The following is a 16,689-nucleotide window of genomic DNA, read 5'->3' on the forward strand; positions in this document are numbered from 1 at the left end:
CCGACCTCCCGACTTCCCCGCATCCTGGAGCGCACGAGACGTGAGCAACATCCCCGAGACCGGCCGCACCCGGCGGGTGACGATCCGTCTGGTGGTGCTGCAGATCCTGGTGCTGTCGCTGCTCGCCACCCTCGGCGGGCGGCTGTGGTACCTGCAGATCCGCAACGCCAAGGAGTACACCGCCAAGGCGACCGGCAACCACATCCGCGAGGTGGTCGAGCCGGCCGTCCGCGGCGAGATCCTGGACGCCTCCGGGCGGATACTGGCCGGCAACGAGACCCGGCTGGTGGTCTCGGTCAGCCGCACCTCGCTGCTGCAGCAGAAGGACGGCGGCAAGGCGGTGCTGGCCCGGCTGGCCGAGGTGCTGGGGATGCCCGCCAAGGACGTGCAGGAGAAGGTCCGGCTCTGCGACGCCAAGACCCCGCAGCCCTGCTGGAACGGTTCGCCCTACCAGCCGATCCCGGTCACCAAGGAAGCGACCACCCAGCAGGCGATGCAGATAATGGAGCGCCGCGAGGACTTCCCCGGGATCACCGCGCAGCCCACCGCCGTGCGCCGCTACACCGGAGCCGAGGGCGCCAACCTGGCCCAGGTGCTCGGCTACCTCTCGCCGGTCACCGACGACGAGGTCAGCAAGACCGCCGACAAGAGCGGCCTGGACCGCTACCTGCCGGCCGACCAGATCGGCCGGGCCGGCCTGGAGTCGGTGTACGACCGCGACCTGCGCGGCACCGCCGGCATCACCAAGCTGGAGGTGGACAACCTCGGCCGGGTGATCGGCACCGCCGGTGCCGTCGCCCCGCAGACCGGCGACAACCTGGTCACCAGCATCGACGCCCGGGTGCAGAAGGTGGTCGAGGACAACCTGGCGCAGGCCATCGCGGACGCCCGGAACACCTTCGACAAGGTCACCAACCGCAACTACGAGGCCGACTCCGGCGCCGCCGTGGTGATGGACGTGCACACCGGGCGGATCATCGCCATGGCGAGCGCCCCGACCTACGACCCGAACCTCTGGGTCGGCGGCATCAGCGGCAAGGACTACCAGTCGCTGACCAGCAAGGAGTCCAACTTCCCGCTGCTGAACCGGGCCATACAGGGTCAGTCCGCCCCCGGTTCGACCTTCAAGGTCATCTCCACCACCGCCGCCGTGCAGGCCGGCTACTCGCTGGACGGCACCTACCCGTGCCCCAAGAGCATGACCATCGGCGGCCGCGAGTTCAAGAACTTCGAGAGCGAGAGCTTCGGCTCCATCACGCTGGAGAAGGCGCTGGAGGTCTCCTGCGACACCGTCTTCTACGGTCTGGCCAACGACCAGTGGCTGAAGGACGGCGGCATCAAGCCGAAGAAGGACCCGGGCGACTGGTTCTTCAAGACCGCCCACGAGTTCGGCCTCGGCGCCAAGACCGGCATCGACCTGCCGTCCGAGGTGACCGGCCGGGTGCCGGACCGGCAGTGGAAGCAGTCCTTCTACGACAACAACAAGGACGCCTGGTGCGCGCAGGCCAAGAAGGGCGGCAACAGCTTCTCCGACCAGATCGCCCGGGAGAACTGCGTCGACGGCTACCAGATGCGCGCCGGTGACGCCGTCAACTTCGCCATCGGCCAGGGCGACACCCTCGTCACCCCGGTCCAGATGGCCCGGATCTACTCGGCGCTGGCCAACGGCGGCACCTTCTACCGGCCGACCATCGCCAAGGCGGTGATAAGCCCGGGCGGGGATCTCGTCCGCGAGATCGCCCCGCAGGCGGACGCCAAGTTCCCCGGCGACCAGAAGCTGCTGAGCTACATCAACCAGGCCACCGAGGGCGTCGTCAAGAGCGGTACGGCCGCCTGGAAGTTCTCGCAGGCCGGCTGGCCGCAGGACAAGATCGCGCTGCACGCCAAGACCGGCACCGCCGAGGTCGAGGGCAAGCAGACCACCTCCTGGCTGGCCACGTACAGCAAGGACTACGCGATCATCATGACGATCAGCCAGGGCGGCACCGGCTCCGGCGGTTCCGGTGACTCCGTCCGCCGGATCTACCAGGCGCTGTACGGCGTGGACGACAAGGGCAACATCGACAACGGCAAGGCGCTGCTGCCCGTCCCGCAGGGCGAGCTGCCGAAGTTCAACCCGGACGGCACCGCGATCATCAAGCCGGCGTCCTACACCGGCGACCCGGCCCCGGTGTCGGCCCCGGTGTCGGCCCCGGTGTCGGCCTCTGCCGACCAGGTGGCGGAAGCTTCGGCCCTGGTGCCGGCCCCGGCTTCGGCTCCGGTGCCGCTCGACGCGGCGTCGGCGCAGGCGGACCCGGCCCCGGCAGCGGCCTTCCTCGACCAGGCACCGCCGACCGACCGTCCGGCGATCTACACCGCGGCCGACGCCGCGCTCGAACCCGGCCGAAGCCCGGGAAGGGGACGGGCATGACCTCCTACGGCTCCTACCGCCAGCTGCGGCTGGCCCCGCAGCGCCGCGGGGTCTCCAAGGCCCTCGCCAAGGACTCCCCGCTCTGGCGGCTGGACTGGATACTGCTGTTGGCCGCGCTGGCCCTCTCGGCCGGCAGCTCGCTGCTGGTCTGGTCGGCCACCCGCGGACGCGACTCGCTCACCCACGGGGACCCGCAGTACTTCCTGTACCGGCACCTGACCAACTTCGTGGTCGGGCTGGTGCTGTGCGCCGTGGTGATAGCGATAGGGAGTCGTCGCTTCCGCACGATCGTGCCGTTCCTGTACGTCGCCGTGATCCTGCTGCTGCTGGCGACGCTCAGCCCGCTGGGCTCGACCATCAACGGCGCGCACTCGTGGATCCAGCTCGGCGGCGGCTTCTCGATCCAGCCCGCCGAGTTCGCGAAGCTGGGGATCGTGCTGGCGATGGCGGTCGTGCTGGCGGACCAGGTGGACGCGGGGGAACGGGAGTTCCCCTCGCACCGGGCCGTGTTCCGCGGCCTGGTCTGGGCCGGGCTGCCGATGTGCATAGTGCTGCTGATGCCGGATGCCGGCTCGGTGATGGTGATGGCCGCGATCGTGCTGGGCATCCTGCTCGGCTCCGGCGCGGCGAACCGCTGGGTCCTCGGGCTGCTGGTGATGGGCGCCGCCGGATGCGTGGCGATCTGGAAGTTCGGCCTGCTGAGCAAGTACCAGATCGACCGCTTCGCCGCCTTCGCCAACCCGCAGCTGGACCCGAACGGCGTCGGCTACAACACCGCGCAGGCCCGCATCGCGATCGGCTCCGGCGGGCTGACCGGCAAGGGGCTGTTCCACGGGACGCAGACCACCGGGCAGTTCGTGCCGGAGCAGCAGACCGACTTCGTGTTCACCGTCGCCGGCGAGGAGCTGGGCTTCGTCGGGGCACTGGCGATCATCCTGCTGGTCGGCGTGGTGCTGTGGCGGGCCTGCCGGATCGCGCGGCAGGCGACCGACCTGTACGGCACGATCGTGTCGGCCGGGGTCATCGCCTGGCTGTCCTTCCAGGCCTTCGAGAACATAGGGATGTGCCTGGGCATCATGCCGGTCGCGGGCATCCCGCTGCCGTTCGTCTCGTACGGCGGGTCCTCGATGTTCGCGAACTGGATGGCCATCGGGCTGCTCCAGGCGGTTCGCAGCCAACGGCCGATAGCGGCCTGAGCAGTCGCAGCAGTCGCACCAGTCGCAGCAGTCCGAGGGGCCTGAGCGGGTGTGCGAAGGGGCCGGTCCGGGGAATCCCGGGCCGGCCCCTTCGCGTCCTCGCGGGTGAGCCGGACCAGCGTTGCCGACGACGCGTCAGGTCGACTGGAGCAGGCAGTCGGCGGCGGTGAGGACGGCCCGGGTCTGGTGGGCCAGCTGCTCCTGGACCGGCACCCAGCGGGCGCCGAAGCGGTGCCGCAGCCGCTCCAGGCTGTCGGTGACGACCGCGCGGGCGCGCTCCCGGGCGGCCTCCGCGCCCGGGCCCCGGGCGTCCGCGAGCAGCCGCAGCAGGATCGACGCGACCCGCAGCGGCAGACGGGCCGCCACCAGCCCGGCGGTGGTCACCCGCGAGGACGAGAGCGGCTCGGGGCACCAGCGCTCCAGCCACTCCTCGGCCACCCGCGGGGCCACCGCCAGGCTGAACTCGGCGGTGCGCACCAGCGAGCCGTACGCCTCGTGGCCGTGCGCGGGGACCCACGGGAGCAGGGCGGTGAGCTCCTCGGCGCGTGCGGTGAGGTCGCGGGCGGCGGCGGTCACGGCCCGCGCTCCGGCCGGGTGGGGGCGGGCGTCGCCGACCGCGTCCACGGCCCACATCGGGACCTCCAGGACGGCCGTGACCGCGCCGCGCCGGGCGGCGTAGGACCAGGTGGACAGCTCGGGCTCGTCCGGCAGCGCCCGGGAGACCCCGGAACTGCCCGGGGCGGGCATCAGGTACGTGCCGGGGGCGGGGCTGGCCCAGCCGATCGCGTCGTAGGAGTCCACGTCGAGCGGGAGGCCGGCCCGTTCGGCGGAGCGCGCGAAGCGCTCGGCCAGGCCCGGCACCGGGCCGGTGAGCTGGACGAACGCGCCGCCGAAGTCCACCCCGTGCAGCGAGCACTGCAGGAACGGGCGCAGCTCGTCGATCAGGCCGGTCAGCGCCACGCTCTCCGGCATCGGCGGGCGGCCGGAGCCGGGGGCGGGCAGCAGCTCGGGCTGCTCCTCGAAGGCGGGGCGGAAGAAGTGCTCGTAGTGGCGACGCATGGAGAGCGGGCCGTCCAGCCAGCCGGCGTTGAGCGCGGCGCCGTCCGGGTCGAGGCAGAGCAGGAGGTGCCAGGAGAGGCCGGGGCGGGCGGGGCGGTCCAGCAGCAGCTCCGCCAGCCGGACCGCCCCGGCGGTGCCGACCGGCTCGTTGGGGTGCGGGCCGCCGACCACGAGCACGGCGCGCGGGCCGCGGTCGACCGAGAGCAGCAGCAGCGGGCGCCCGGCCCGGGAGCGGCCCACCTCGCGCAGCCGGCAGCGGTCCGGATGGCGCAGGGCGAGCCGCCGGGCGGCGCACTCGGCCTGGGCCGGCGTGGGGTAGCGGGCCGGCCGGGCGTCGAGGGGTCGGAGGGGGCGGATCCGCCGACCGGTGTCGGTCATGGTTCTCCTTGCGCCGGTCGTACGGATCGTACGGCCGCCGGGGCGCGGACGCGGTGGTGCGCCGCCGGGCACGGAGCGCGGGCGGAGGACGGGGCACCGCGGGCCGGGGACGGCGGCCGGGCGGACACGGGACGGGCCTGGTGAGGGTGGACGGGGCCGTGTGCGGGGGCGGGAGAGGGCAGCGCCGGGGGGAACTCCGACGAGGGCCGAGCGTACGACCCAACTCCCTTGTCCGGAAGGGGCACAGGCCTCCTTGGCGGAGCCCCGTCAGTACCGCACGGGCCGTCCGGGCATGTCAACGGCGGACGGCGCCGGGCGGCGGGCGCGCACTGCGCGTACCGGGGCGGGTGCCGAACGGCCGGTCGCGCCGGGGCACGGAGGGCCCGTGCTCCGGGGCAGACCGGCCCGTCCCCGGATTGGGCTACCCTTGAGGGTCACCCCTCCCGTGCCGACTCGCGGCACCGAATCACGTCGTAAGGGTTCCTAGTACATGACTGTCGAATCGGTCTTCCCACGCCTGGAGGCCCTCCTCCCGCACGTCCAGAAGCCGATCCAGTACGTCGGCGGCGAGCTCAACTCGACCGTCAAGGACTGGGACGCCTGCGACGTCCGCTGGGCGCTGATGTACCCCGACGCCTACGAGGTCGGCCTGCCCAACCAGGGCGTCATGATCCTCTACGAGGTGCTGAACGAGCGCGAGGGCGTGCTCGCCGAGCGCACCTACAGCGTCTGGCCGGACCTCGAGGCGCTGATGCGCGAGCACGACGTCCCGCAGTTCACCGTCGACGCCCACCGCCCGGTGAAGGCCTTCGACGTGTTCGGCCTCTCGTTCTCCACCGAGCTCGGCTACACCAACATGCTGACCGCGCTCGACCTGGCCGGCATCCCGCTGGAGGCCAAGGACCGCACCGACGAGGACCCGATCGTCCTCGCCGGCGGCCACGCGGCCTTCAACCCGGAGCCGATCGCGGACTTCATCGACTGCGCGGTGGTCGGCGACGGCGAGCAGGCCGTCCTCGACATGACCGAGATCATCCGGGCCTGGAAGGCCGAGGGCCGCCCCGGCGGGCGCGACGAGGTGCTGCTGCGCCTCGCCCGCACCGGCGGGTTCTACGTGCCGAGGTTCTACGACGTGGAGTACCTGGCCGACGGCCGGATCGCCCGTGTCGTGCCGAACGCCCCCGGAGTGCCGTGGCGGGTGTCCAAGCACACCGTGATGGACCTGGACGAGTGGCCCTACCCCAAGCAGCCGCTCGTCCCGCTCGCGGAGACCGTGCACGAGCGGATGTCCGTGGAGATCTTCCGCGGCTGCACCCGCGGCTGCCGCTTCTGCCAGGCCGGCATGATCACGCGCCCCGTGCGGGAGCGAAGCATCACCGGCATCGGCGAGATGGTCGAGCGCGGACTGAAGGCGACCGGCTTCGAGGAGGTCGGCCTGCTGTCGCTGTCCAGCGCCGACCACACCGAGATCGGCGACATCGCCAAGGGCCTGGCGGACCGCTACACCGAGGACAAGATCGGCCTGTCGCTGCCGTCCACCCGCGTCGACGCCTTCAACATCGACCTCGCCAACGAGCTGTCCCGCAACGGACGCCGCTCGGGCCTCACCTTCGCCCCCGAGGGCGGCAGCGAGCGCATGCGCAAGGTGATCAACAAGATGGTGTCGGAGGAGGACCTGATCCGCACCGTCGCCACCGCCTACGGCAACGGCTGGCGCCAGGTGAAGCTGTACTTCATGTGCGGCCTGCCCACCGAGACCGACGAGGACGTGCTCCAGATCGGCGAGATGGCGAAGAACGTCATCCAGAAGGGCCGCGAGGTCACCGGCCAGAACGACATCCGCTGCACCGTCTCCATCGGCGGGTTCGTGCCCAAGCCGCACACCCCGTTCCAGTGGGCCCCGCAGCTGTCCGCCGAGGCCACCGACGCCCGCCTGGCCAAGCTGCGCGACTCGATCCGCGGCGACCGCAAGTACGGCAAGAACATCGGCTACCGCTACCACGACGGCAAGCCGGGCATCATCGAGGGCCTCCTGTCCCGCGGCGACCGCCGGATCGGCGCGGTCATCCGCGCGGTCTACGAGGACGGCGGCCGCTTCGACGGCTGGCGCGAGTACTTCTCGTACGACCGCTGGATGGCCTGCGCCGAGAAGGGCCTGGCCGGCACCGGCGTCGACGTCGACTGGTACACCACCCGCGAGCGCACCTACGAGGAGGTGCTGCCCTGGGACCACCTGGACAGCGGCCTCGACAAGGACTGGCTCTGGGAGGACTGGCAGGACGCGCTGGAAGAGGTCGAGGTCGACGACTGCCGCTGGACGCCGTGCTTCGACTGCGGCGTGTGCCCGCAGATGGACACGGCCATACAAATCGGCCCGACGGGCAAGAAGCTGCTCCCGCTGACTGTAGTCGGCGGCGCTGACCAGCAGAAGTAGCCGACGACGTGGGTGACACGGCGAGCGAACTGTGTGACTTACTTCACAGCCTCTCGGAGGGGGAGCGGGAGCTCGTCCTGGGCGCGCTCGGCATGGCGCGCGCCCCGGACGGGCCCGCCCCCACCCCCGGGGAGGCCCGGCAAGGCGGCCGGAGGACCCCTCTGCCCGCCGCCCGGAGTGCCCCGGGCATCGAGTCCTCGATCGAGTGGGTCTGAGGCCTTGAGAGCACGCGTAGAGCCCTCCCCGATTCGTTCGGGGAGGGCTCCTGCGTTACTCGGTCCGGGCGGCCGCGAGTCGCTGCTCCGTGGATCGCACAGCCCGCTCGTCGCCGTGCCGGATCACGTCTCGGCGTTGAGAGCTTCCCGGGCTGCCCGCTGGAAGATCCGTCCGGGTTCCCTCTTTCCGGCCACCGCGTCCATGTAGCGATTGTCGAAGTCGGCCAGATGGCCATGGCCTACTTCGCGTGCCGCTTCGTGCCATGCGGTAGCTGCCTGGTCCAGCGTGTACATGGCACGCCGGAGGATCTCAGCCGCCTCTGCCACGTGACCTGGCCCGACGACCGCGACCGTGGATACCGCGGCGCTAAATGGAACCCAGGCCGCGTGTGCCTGGGCAACCTCTGTCTCCCACTGGTCTGGTGTGGTGCCACTCGTACGGAGCCGGTCCGCGACCCGCCACCAGCGAGCCGACACCTGCTTCGACGCACTGATGCACGCGCTGTATGCCTCTCGGCGAACCTCCTCCAGCCGATGTTGTTGATCTATGCGCTGCTGGCGCTCCTGATGTCGGGCCTGACCGACGACTGTGAGCCACCCACCCCCGGCGCCCCCGAGCATGCCGATGGCCGCGCCGACTACAGCGGCTAACCCTGAATCCATGTCAGAGGAATGCCCTGCGCTCTACTCCGCAACCGTGGTGGGCGGCTTGCTCGTGTAGCTCGAACACCCACTTTTGAGCGATGGCCCGTAGCTCTCAGCTACCACCGATGAGTGACAGGTGGGCGGCGGCCGAGCGGGACAGGCTCTCCAGGAGTGCCTTGCCCTTCTCGGCAGTTCCGAGCGAGGGGCGGCCGATGATGCCGTTCCGGGTGTAGCCGGCCATACCCAGGGTGAGGAGGTGAGGGCGTTCCGGGGCGTCGTGGTCGTCGCCCTCGATGCCGTCGCGGACGAGGTGCGGCGCGCCGTGAAGGAGGAGGGACACCTCCAGCTCGCCGCCGTGCATGTCCTCGGCGCCGGTGCTTTCCAGGGCGGCGGCTTCGCGGGCCTGGTGCCAGTCCTCGCGAACGGGGAAGAGGGCGACGCGCGGATCCTCTGTGTTGGCCTCCTGGACCACGTTCGAGAGGACGTAGTTCCCGCCGTGTCCGTTCACGATCAGCAGGCCGGGGACGCCGGACGCCCGGAGGGACTTCCATGTGTCGTTGATCACGGCATAGAGCGTGGCCGCGCTGATGCTGACAGTGCCCGGCATGTGGGCGTGCTCGTGTGAGCAGGACAGCGTGATGGGCGGCAGAAGGAACAGGTCGTGGTCGGTGGCGATCCGCTGGGCGATCAGGCTGGCGACGATTGTGTCGGTCGTGAGCGGCAGATGATCGCCATGCTGCTCGAAGCTGCCGACCGGTAGTACCGCGATCTTGGCGCCGCGCCGGCGTTCGTCCGCGGAGGTAGCGGCCGTGATCAGTGCGTCCATGGGCTCAGCCTCTCTCATCACGTCGTCAGCGGTCGAGAGGGCTCCCGCTGTTCATCAGGGTCAGGCGACCGGTGAACGTGGCTACTTCGGGTACGGCGCTCCACTGCTGGAGGGCCTTGCCCGCGGCGGACAGTTCGGACATCGCGCGAGCCGACTCGGTGTCGATGGCGATCGACAGCGCCCGGTCGGCTGCGGCGGCGGCCTGCTCTGGCTCGCCGGAAACCGCGTAGGCGCGCGCCAGGCGCGAGAGGTACACGCCCTGATCGTTTCGGTAGATCGGCGGCAGGATCCGAAGCTCTGCCTCGAACATGCCCACGGCCGTTCGCGGATCCCCGAGTTCGATCAGGCAGTTCGCGCGCTGCATCTCGATGTACGTCGGCGTGCAGTACGCCAGATCAAGGGCGTCGTCTGCATGTGAGTCGTCCGGTTCGGCGGCGAGTTCGTGAGCCTCGTCGAACTTCGCCTGCGCAAAGCGCGGGTTGCCCATGAGCGCGTGGCCCTGGGCCTCCTGCTGAGCGGCCAGAGCACGGATGCGAGGTGTGGCGCCGACCGACCGTTGGGCAGCGCGGGCAAGACTGACAGCCTTCTGCGTGTTGCGTTGAGCGGTGGCCTGGTTGCTTTTCCGGAACAGCACGTAGGCGGCCATGACGTCGTCGCCGGTCTCCTGCGCCCACTCCATGGCGCGGTCCGACCAGTAGAGGGCCCGGGCGAAGTCCCCGAGATCCTGGTTCAACCAACCCAGGAACTCCGCGGTCCGGGCACCGATGGCGAGGAGTTCATCGCGGGCGCGGCCGCCGATGTTCTGCTGGAGGCGATCGAGTAACTGGACGTGTCGGGTGACCGCGTCGAGCGCGTGCCGGGAGCCGAGCAGATTCGCGGCCTTGTAGTGTCCGGGCATGAGGCCGCGCAGGTGGCTGACGAAAAACTCGGGATCGATCGGTGCGCTGAGCTCCTGCCGGCCGGCGGACGGCTCGGGCGATCGGGTCCGGGACCGGGGGACTGGTTCTTCCTGCTCCCATTCCCGAGCAGCCAGCCCGAGCATGTGGCCAGGGATGTGCAGCCCGTCGGCGATGCGCTCGATGAGATCGACCTTCTCGATCTTGGGCTTGCCGGCCATGACCTCACCAACACGGCTCGGAGTCATGTCGCAGGCACGGGCAATGAGCGAGGGGTAGATCCCGGCCAGCTTGAGCAACCGGAAGATGGTGGCGAAGTCTCGTCTTCGGCACGCCGCGATCATCTCCGGGTTGGAGATCAGGCCCGGTGGGAGCCGATCGGGAACGCGCGCCTCGGTCACCACTGCCCCCGTAGTCGATCAGCAGTCACTGCACGGAAGTTGATTACCTGTGAGTTTACCCACAGTGGGTAATCAGCTTGGGTACGAAGTCCGCAATCCCTCTCGGCAGCCTGGAGTCAAGGGCCGGAACGTCCAGGTTCCGTCATCCCTTTGGGCACCGGGAGGGTGGTGCAACTTGATCAGCTTGGGAGCTCCCCAAGTCATCGCGGAGGCGCCTGAGGCGGACGCCGGGATAGCCGCATTCGATGCGAACCTCACCCGCCACCGAAAGTCCGTTGGAGCGGCCCGGGGCCACCTCCGCGTCTTCCTCGCCGGTGTGCCCGGTGGGGATGCCCTCGCGGACGACGCCGAGATCGTGCTCGACGAGTTGGTGACCAACGCCGTGACGCACGCCCGGGTACCTCGGGGCCGGCGAATCGCTATCCGATTCGAGATGGTGCTCGATCACCTCCGCCTGGAGGTGCACGACGCGAGCGGCGAGAAGCCCGTCATCCGGCGATGCACGGGCACGGATTCCGAGTCGGGGCGCGGGTTGTGTCTGGTGGAGGCCCTGTCCGTGGAGTGGGGCTTCATGCCTCGTCCGGAAGGTATCGGAAAGATCGTTTGGGCCCTGGTGGGCCCGGGAGGTGGGGCGACGTGAACAAGCGGGCGTCCGGTGCGGTGGGGGCGCGGTGCTTCTACTGCGGCGCGGGTCTGCGGAAGGCGCTGACCCGAAACATCGTGGTGAACGGTCGGACCGTTGGTGTCCACAGGTGGCACCCGCGTCGCGCGGGGGAGGTGTCCGCGTGACCGCCATTCCCATGCCCTCCGGTGCCGGCGCTCGTCCGCGGCCGGCCGATCGGTTCCCGCACATCGCCTTCAGCCTGGGGCAGCAACGGGTTGATGAGGCGTACTGGGCCGTGCAGCGTCTGCGTGGTGGCGTGCCGCTGGCGGAGATGGATCACGCCGAGTTGCTGTCGACGGCCGAGTGCGCTCTGAGTCACGTGAAGTCGCTGGAGTCGCTGCTGGAGGCCATCGAGTTCGCGATCCCCGTGGACCGGCCGACGACGCTCGCTCAGGTGATCGCACCGATCCGTGCCTACCTGAAGTGGACGTTGGACGCGGACACGCCGTTCGAGGGTGCGTCGGCGTTCGTCGGTGAGGTGGCCCGGTTCGGCCGACCCTCGGTACGGGTCCGGGTGGAACTCGAAGTCGTGAAACGGCAGCCGAGCGGGCCGACGGTCAAACGCCGCGTGCGGCGGAAGGGAAAGTCATGACCGACACCGTGAGCCCGGCCGCGTCGAGCGCGCCGTACCCGTTCCTCGATAAACTCGCTATCGGATGTTGGGCCGGCTACCCCCGTAATGAACATCCCGGCGATCGGTTCGATAATCTCTGAGCTATCTTCGGACATGATCGGGGGGCCGTAAGCTGTTGCGACTCGGTCAGGGCTTTTGGGCCTGACCGCAATGTGGCCGAGTGGCCCCCCGGTCTTGCTCGACGCGGGTCCCGGGCCAGGGAGGTGGGTAAAACCGCGGAGCCGCCCGGCATCAGCCACCGCGCGGCAGCCGGCGGGCGGAAGCGCACTTCTCTGGCAGGTGGAATCTGGGCGGGCCAGGCGCCCGGCCCGGAACGGCCGCAAGGCCGCATGCCCGGCCGGGGCGGCTGGGGCCGCCCGGCGGCGCTCCGCGCCGCCGCTTGAGTAAGTAGAGAAGATATGCGACAGCCCCCGCGCCCGTTGTGGACGTGGGGGCTGGGTGGTGGTCGGGCTGGTTAGCGGGTGGCCTTGGCCGGGCGGGGCGCGCGCTTCGGGTTGCGGGCCTCGATGGCGTAGGTGAGCGCGGTGGTTTCGGCGCCGAGGCGGGTCTCTTCGAGGATGAGTGGGCGTCCGGTGGCCTGGTCGTGGGTGATGCGGTGGGCGACCAGGAGGACGGCGGCTTCGGAGAGGCCGAGGGCTGCGCGCTCGTCGGGCTGGGGGACGCGGGCGCTGACTCGCTCGTGCCAGGTGAGGTCGTGGCCGGCGGCGGCGAGCATCGCGTAGGCCTCGGCCGGGGTGGCGGCGGGCTGCTGGGCGAGCGGGGTGGCCTCGATGCGCTCCATGGGGAGTAGGAGGCGGTGGAGGGCGCGGCCGTCGCCGGTGGGGTCGGTGAGCAGGCGGTCGCAGCCGAGCATCAGTTCGTCCTGGTCCATCTCCAGCAGCGGCGCGGTGATGGCGTCGGTGCGGGTGCGGTAGACGGTGGGCTCCTCGCCCTGCTGGAACCACGCGTCGATGGGGGTCTCGTAGGCGTCGGCCTGGCGGGTGACGGTGCGTTCCAGGGATCCGCTGGGTCCGTGGACGGCGGTGCGGACGAAGGTGCCGCGGCCTTGCTTCACGTCCAGTTGGCCTTCGCTGCGGAGGGCGGCGACGGCGAGGCGGACGGTTGGTCGGGAGACGCCGTACTTCTGGGCGAGGTCGGTCTCCGTGGGCAGCTGCGTGCCGGGCGGCCATTCGCCGGTGGCGATGGACTGTCGCATCGCCGCCGCTACCTGCTTGTGCAGTGCCTCGTTCCGGATGATCGCCATGGTGTTGACCCCTTGTGCGGGCGCCGGGGGAGGAGGCCCGCCTCGTGTCGCGTGGTTATCGAGAGTTCATCTGTGGTCGTTTGCCCAGCTCGGGCCGCATGTCTAGGTCTGTCGTCAGTCGGTAGCCGTTAAACGTAAGCATGAATCGCTTGCGCCGGGGCGTCAAGGAAGGGCATCATCTCGCCATCAAAGGTAAGTACGTTTGACGACTGATGTCAGGCGGCCTTTGGTTCAGAGGAGCGTGCGCTCATGCAGTCCATTCCCGTTGACGGAACCCGGCTCGGCACGATGACCTGCATCGTTGCCCCCGAGGTGCGGATCGCGAACCGCGAGACCGGGGAGGTGCGCAAGGACCGGGAGGGCCAGACCGTCTACACGGTGGGTGTCGCGGTCCGGCAGGACGGCCGGCGGGCCTCGATCATCGAGATCAGCGTGTCCGGCGAGCCGGTCGGCGTGGTCGAGGGCGTGCGGGTGCACGTCACCGGCCTGACCGCCTTCTCGTGGGCGATGGGGGACCGGCACGGCCTGTCCTTCCGCGCCGACGCCATCACCCCGGTTCCCGCGCAGGCCTCGGCGGCCTCCCGTAAGGGCGGCGACGTCTGATGAGCAGCGCGACGCGTGTGAAGCTGCGCGGTCTGCTGCGCGAACTCGGGGACCTGGCCGAAGAGGTCGACCCGTTCGGCCGGGACGACGAAGGTGCCTTGCTCTTCGACCACATCGCCGTCGTCGCCACCAAGGCCGCTGGCCAGGCTCGCGACCTGGAGACCGAGGCCCACAACACGGCCATGGAGAACGGGGGACGGCTGTGATCGTTCTCCAGCTTCTCTGGGTGGCGCTCCTGGCGGCGGTGCTGATCCTGCTCAGCACGGCCCCGGGGCTGCGGCGGAACTACCCGTACGTGTGGTGGTGCCTGATCGGCTACCCGGTCGCGGTCGTACGGGTCCGGGTGACGTGGCGTCGGCTAACCACCAACCTCGGGCTCGCGGTGGCCAAGCGTCCCGGGCGGGCACTGATCGGAGACATGGTGGTGCGCGGTGATCCGCTGCGGCCGGTCCCGCCCCGGTTGGGTATTCCGAAGCTGAGGCGGGGTGGTTTGGATGTCGTGGTGCGGCTGCATCCCGGGCAGGTGCCGGAGCACTTCGTCTCGGTGGTCGAAGCGCTCACCCACGCCTGGCGGGCTCACGCGGTTCGGGTGTTCTCGGACGAGCGCGGGTTCGTGACCCTGTCCGCGCTCGCCTGGGACCCGCTCCGGGCACCCGTCGTGCCCTACCAGCTGAAGCAGCACGTACTGCGCGCGGTGGTCGGCCTCCTGGAGGACGGCCGCGCCTGGGTGATCGACTTCCGTCGCGCTCCGCACTGGCTGATCGTCGGCGCGACCCGCTCCGGCAAGTCGACCCTCATCGCCTCACTGGTGAAGGAACTCGCCCCGCAGCGCGTCGCCCTGTTCGGCATCGACCTCAAGGGCGGCATGGAGCTGTCCCTGTTCGAGGACCGGCTATCGGCCCTGGCGTCCACCCGGGCACAAGCCGCTCACCTGCTCGCGGAACTGGTGGCGGAGACCGAGGCACGGATGGAACTCTGCCGCTCGGTCGGCGCCCGCTCGGTCTGGGACCTGCCCGCCAAACTCCGCAAGATGCCCGTCGTCCTGATCGTGGACGAGGTGGCGGAGCTGTACCTGGTCGCGACCAGGGAGGACAAGGCCGAAGTCGGAGAGATCTCCACCAACCTGCTCAGGCTCGCCCAGCTCGGCGCGGCTCTCGGCGTCCACCTGGTCATCGCCGGACAGCGGGTCGGCTCCGACCTCGGCCCCGGCGTCACCGCCCTCCGGGCCCAGTTGGCCGGCCGCGTCTGCCACCGGGTGAGCGACCCCGCTACGGCGGAGATGGCGCTCGGCGACCTCAACAAGGACGCCCTCGACGCCGCCCAGCGGATCACCCTCGCCGAACAGGGCGTCGCCATCACCGCCGACACCGACGGCAGGTGGACGAGAGCGCGCTCCATCCACGTCACCCCCGACCAGGCCCATCGAACCGTCAGGAAGCACGCGCGCTTGGCCCCGACCTGGCCCGGCCTCCACCAGACGGACGAGCCGAGCGAAGGGGTCTACGTCTGATGGCCATGACCGCCGTGCTGATCGCCTTCCTCGCCGTCGTCACCTTCCTCCTGGTCCGCTCCGGCGAACTGCGCACCTGGCACGTCCTGCTCATCGGCGTCCTCGGCATCTACCTCGACCGCGTCGGCTGGGCCGACCCCGTCGTCTACGCCGTCACCTGGATCGTCCAAGGCCTCACCCACACCACCTGAAAGTACGTGATCACCATGCCAACCCACCCAACCCCCACCGGCGGCCCAACCCTCGACCGCCGGACCGGCTCCACCCACCCCCACGCCACCCCCGGCCGAGCCACCGCATGCCTGGCCCGGCCGGGGCCCGGCAACCCCTGGCCCTGGAGACACCCACCATGACCCCCACCAACCCGCACACCGACCCCACCGCACGCCGCGCCCTCCTCGACCGGGAGGCGCGGCTGCGCCAACTACCGCTCATCGACCGGGACTTCGTCCGCCTCGGCGAGATGCCGAACCTGAACCGCTGGCTGGAACAGAGACGCGCCACCGGCGGCTGCGCCGAACCCATCTACCTCGCGGGGCACACCACCACCCTCGACGCCGACACCGGTGAAGTCCTGCGCACCTATTCGACCGAGGCCGAGCCCGGCGGCCGGCTTGCGGTCCGCTGCCGCAACCGCCGAGCCACCCGCTGCGCGCCCTGCTCGCGAGAGCACAGCGGTGACACCTTCCACCTGGTCCGCTCCGGCCTGGTCGGCGGCAAGGGCGTCCCGGAGACGGTACGGACGCACCCGCGGCTGTTCGTCACCCTGACCGCGCCCTCGTTCGGGCCGGTCCACCGTGCGGGCGACTGCCACCCGGCTCGGCGCCGACGGTGCGAGCACGGCAGCCGGCAAGGCTGTGGTCGTACCCATCTGGTCGCCGACCCGCTCGTAGGGCAGCCGCTCTGCACGGACTGCTACGACTACCCCGGCCACGTCCTCTGGAACGCCATGGCCCCGGCGCTGTGGAAGGCCTTCCGCGACAACCTGTACCACCACCTCGCGGCCCGGGTGGGTGTCGGGCGGTCGGAGGTGCGCACGCTGGTTCGGGTCTCCGCGGCGAAGGTCGCCGAGTACCAGAAGCGTGGTGCCGTCCACTTCCACGCCGTCGTCAGACTCGATGGACCGGATGGTCCCTCGGTTCCGCCTCCGTCCTGGGCGACGGGGGACCTCCTCTTGAAGGCCGTCCGTTCTGCGGCCGCCGCCGTGGCGCTCCCGTGCCCCGACCCGGTGGCCTGTGGCGGGGGGCGGCTCAGCTTCGGTACTCAGCTGGACGTGCACCCCCTTATCAATGGGGAAGGTGGGCGCATCTCGGACGACGCGGTCGCTGCCTATGTCGCTAAGTACACGAGTAAGAGCGTGGAGGCCGCCGGTGCCGTCGACCGCCGCATCGAGTCTCTGGTGGAGATACAGGCTCTGCGCGTCAGCCCGCACGTCCGAGCACTCATCACCACGGCCTGGCGTCTCGGTGGCTTACCCGAATGATTTTGTCGGGTCATATGAGAGCCACTGCTCCGGGGTGAACGGGAGCCAGGTCTAGGCCGTTCGTGGTGGAGACGTACTCGACCATGGCGGGT

Annotated in this window: 15 protein-coding genes; 10 read left to right on the plus strand and 5 right to left on the minus strand. The window is 70.4% G+C overall.

The annotated features are described in order from the left end of the window. Window positions 1-40: 40 nt before the first annotated feature. Both mrdA and rodA read left to right on the plus strand, forming a co-directional pair. Window positions 41-2,410 carry a penicillin-binding protein 2 gene (mrdA, locus tag ACZ51D_RS37455; protein WP_465620084.1) on the plus strand — a complete coding sequence of 790 codons (2,370 nt, stop codon included), beginning with the start codon at window positions 41-43 and terminating at the stop codon, window positions 2,408-2,410. Beyond that, complete coding sequence (gene rodA / locus ACZ51D_RS37460) at window positions 2,407-3,606, plus strand: rod shape-determining protein RodA (protein ID WP_360504116.1); 1,200 nt, start codon at window positions 2,407-2,409, stop codon at window positions 3,604-3,606. Before mrdA ends, rodA begins: the two co-directional genes overlap by 4 nt. A 135-nt stretch (window positions 3,607-3,741) precedes the next feature. On the opposite strand, the gene ACZ51D_RS37465 is transcribed toward rodA, so the two are convergent. Continuing rightward, window positions 3,742-5,043 (minus strand): M14 family zinc carboxypeptidase, encoded by a 1,302-nt coding sequence (locus tag ACZ51D_RS37465; protein WP_465620086.1) that lies wholly within the window; start codon window positions 5,041-5,043, stop codon window positions 3,742-3,744. A gap of 490 nt (window positions 5,044-5,533) precedes the next feature. Here ACZ51D_RS37465 and ACZ51D_RS37470 point away from each other — a divergent pair, with 490 nt between their 5' ends. Then, window positions 5,534-7,477, plus strand: coding sequence for a TIGR03960 family B12-binding radical SAM protein (locus tag ACZ51D_RS37470; protein WP_360504120.1), 1,944 nt, complete (start codon window positions 5,534-5,536; stop codon window positions 7,475-7,477). A gap of 338 nt (window positions 7,478-7,815) precedes the next feature. On the opposite strand, the gene ACZ51D_RS37475 is transcribed toward ACZ51D_RS37470, so the two are convergent. The 3 genes from ACZ51D_RS37475 to ACZ51D_RS37485 all read right to left on the minus strand — a co-directional run bounded on the left by ACZ51D_RS37475 (window position 7,816) and on the right by ACZ51D_RS37485 (window position 10,460). Next, the gene (locus tag ACZ51D_RS37475) at window positions 7,816-7,986 is read right to left on the minus strand and encodes a hypothetical protein (protein WP_465664752.1); all 171 of its coding nucleotides are present in this window, start codon (window positions 7,984-7,986) and stop codon (window positions 7,816-7,818) included. Between the two features lie 463 nt (window positions 7,987-8,449). Next, window positions 8,450-9,163 carry a creatininase family protein gene (locus ACZ51D_RS37480; protein WP_465664753.1) on the minus strand — a complete coding sequence of 238 codons (714 nt, stop codon included), beginning with the start codon at window positions 9,161-9,163 and terminating at the stop codon, window positions 8,450-8,452. A 25-nt stretch (window positions 9,164-9,188) separates the two neighbouring features. After that, window positions 9,189-10,460, minus strand: coding sequence for a tetratricopeptide repeat protein (locus tag ACZ51D_RS37485; protein ID WP_465664754.1), 1,272 nt, complete (start codon window positions 10,458-10,460; stop codon window positions 9,189-9,191). 175 nt (window positions 10,461-10,635) lie between these two features. Here ACZ51D_RS37485 and ACZ51D_RS37490 point away from each other — a divergent pair, with 175 nt between their 5' ends. Together ACZ51D_RS37490 and ACZ51D_RS37495 are read left to right on the plus strand one after the other, a co-directional pair. Then, window positions 10,636-11,100, plus strand: a complete 465-nt coding sequence (locus tag ACZ51D_RS37490) for an ATP-binding protein (RefSeq protein ID WP_465664755.1) — start codon at window positions 10,636-10,638, stop codon at window positions 11,098-11,100. A 145-nt stretch (window positions 11,101-11,245) separates the two neighbouring features. Further along, window positions 11,246-11,716 carry a hypothetical protein gene (locus ACZ51D_RS37495; protein ID WP_465664756.1) on the plus strand — a complete coding sequence of 157 codons (471 nt, stop codon included), beginning with the start codon at window positions 11,246-11,248 and terminating at the stop codon, window positions 11,714-11,716. 496 nt (window positions 11,717-12,212) lie between these two features. Here the strand turns inward: ACZ51D_RS37495 and ACZ51D_RS37500 are convergent, their stop codons facing one another. Continuing rightward, window positions 12,213-13,001: a GntR family transcriptional regulator gene (locus tag ACZ51D_RS37500; protein ID WP_465664757.1), complete on the minus strand. Its 789-nt coding sequence runs from the start codon at window positions 12,999-13,001 to the stop codon at window positions 12,213-12,215. A 249-nt stretch (window positions 13,002-13,250) separates the two neighbouring features. On the opposite strand from ACZ51D_RS37500, the gene ACZ51D_RS37505 reads away from it, so the two are divergent. The 5 genes from ACZ51D_RS37505 (at window position 13,251) to ACZ51D_RS37525 (ending at window position 16,597) form a co-directional block, all read left to right on the plus strand. Next, window positions 13,251-13,604, plus strand: coding sequence for an SCO3933 family regulatory protein (locus tag ACZ51D_RS37505; RefSeq protein WP_465664758.1), 354 nt, complete (start codon window positions 13,251-13,253; stop codon window positions 13,602-13,604). After that, the gene (locus tag ACZ51D_RS37510) at window positions 13,604-13,810 is read left to right on the plus strand and encodes a hypothetical protein (protein ID WP_465664759.1); all 207 of its coding nucleotides are present in this window, start codon (window positions 13,604-13,606) and stop codon (window positions 13,808-13,810) included. Before ACZ51D_RS37505 ends, ACZ51D_RS37510 begins: the two co-directional genes overlap by 1 nt. After that, window positions 13,807-15,114, plus strand: coding sequence for an FtsK/SpoIIIE domain-containing protein (locus ACZ51D_RS37515; protein WP_465664760.1), 1,308 nt, complete (start codon window positions 13,807-13,809; stop codon window positions 15,112-15,114). Before ACZ51D_RS37510 ends, ACZ51D_RS37515 begins: the two co-directional genes overlap by 4 nt. Beyond that, on the plus strand, window positions 15,114-15,305 hold the full coding sequence (locus tag ACZ51D_RS37520) for a hypothetical protein (RefSeq protein WP_465664761.1): 192 nt from the start codon (window positions 15,114-15,116) through the stop codon (window positions 15,303-15,305). Before ACZ51D_RS37515 ends, ACZ51D_RS37520 begins: the two co-directional genes overlap by 1 nt. Before the next feature lie 158 nt (window positions 15,306-15,463). Then, window positions 15,464-16,597: a replication initiator gene (locus tag ACZ51D_RS37525; RefSeq protein WP_465664762.1), complete on the plus strand. Its 1,134-nt coding sequence runs from the start codon at window positions 15,464-15,466 to the stop codon at window positions 16,595-16,597. Window positions 16,598-16,689: the final 92 nt, after the last annotated feature.

The organism is Kitasatospora sp. NPDC033851 (assembly GCF_055576085.1).

Coding starts and splice junctions, on each gene's coding strand:
- rodA (WP_360504116.1), top strand. CDS start 2,407: ATGACCTCCTACGGCTCCTACCGCCAGCTGCGGCTGGCCCCGCAGCGC.
- ACZ51D_RS37465 (WP_465620086.1), bottom strand. CDS start 5,043: ATGACCGACACCGGTCGGCGGATCCGCCCCCTCCGACCCCTCGACGCC.
- ACZ51D_RS37470 (WP_360504120.1), top strand. CDS start 5,534: ATGACTGTCGAATCGGTCTTCCCACGCCTGGAGGCCCTCCTCCCGCAC.
- ACZ51D_RS37475 (WP_465664752.1), bottom strand. CDS start 7,986: ATGTACACGCTGGACCAGGCAGCTACCGCATGGCACGAAGCGGCACGC.
- ACZ51D_RS37480 (WP_465664753.1), bottom strand. CDS start 9,163: ATGGACGCACTGATCACGGCCGCTACCTCCGCGGACGAACGCCGGCGC.
- ACZ51D_RS37500 (WP_465664757.1), bottom strand. CDS start 13,001: ATGGCGATCATCCGGAACGAGGCACTGCACAAGCAGGTAGCGGCGGCG.
- ACZ51D_RS37505 (WP_465664758.1), top strand. CDS start 13,251: ATGCAGTCCATTCCCGTTGACGGAACCCGGCTCGGCACGATGACCTGC.
- ACZ51D_RS37510 (WP_465664759.1), top strand. CDS start 13,604: ATGAGCAGCGCGACGCGTGTGAAGCTGCGCGGTCTGCTGCGCGAACTC.
- ACZ51D_RS37520 (WP_465664761.1), top strand. CDS start 15,114: ATGGCCATGACCGCCGTGCTGATCGCCTTCCTCGCCGTCGTCACCTTC.
- ACZ51D_RS37525 (WP_465664762.1), top strand. CDS start 15,464: ATGACCCCCACCAACCCGCACACCGACCCCACCGCACGCCGCGCCCTC.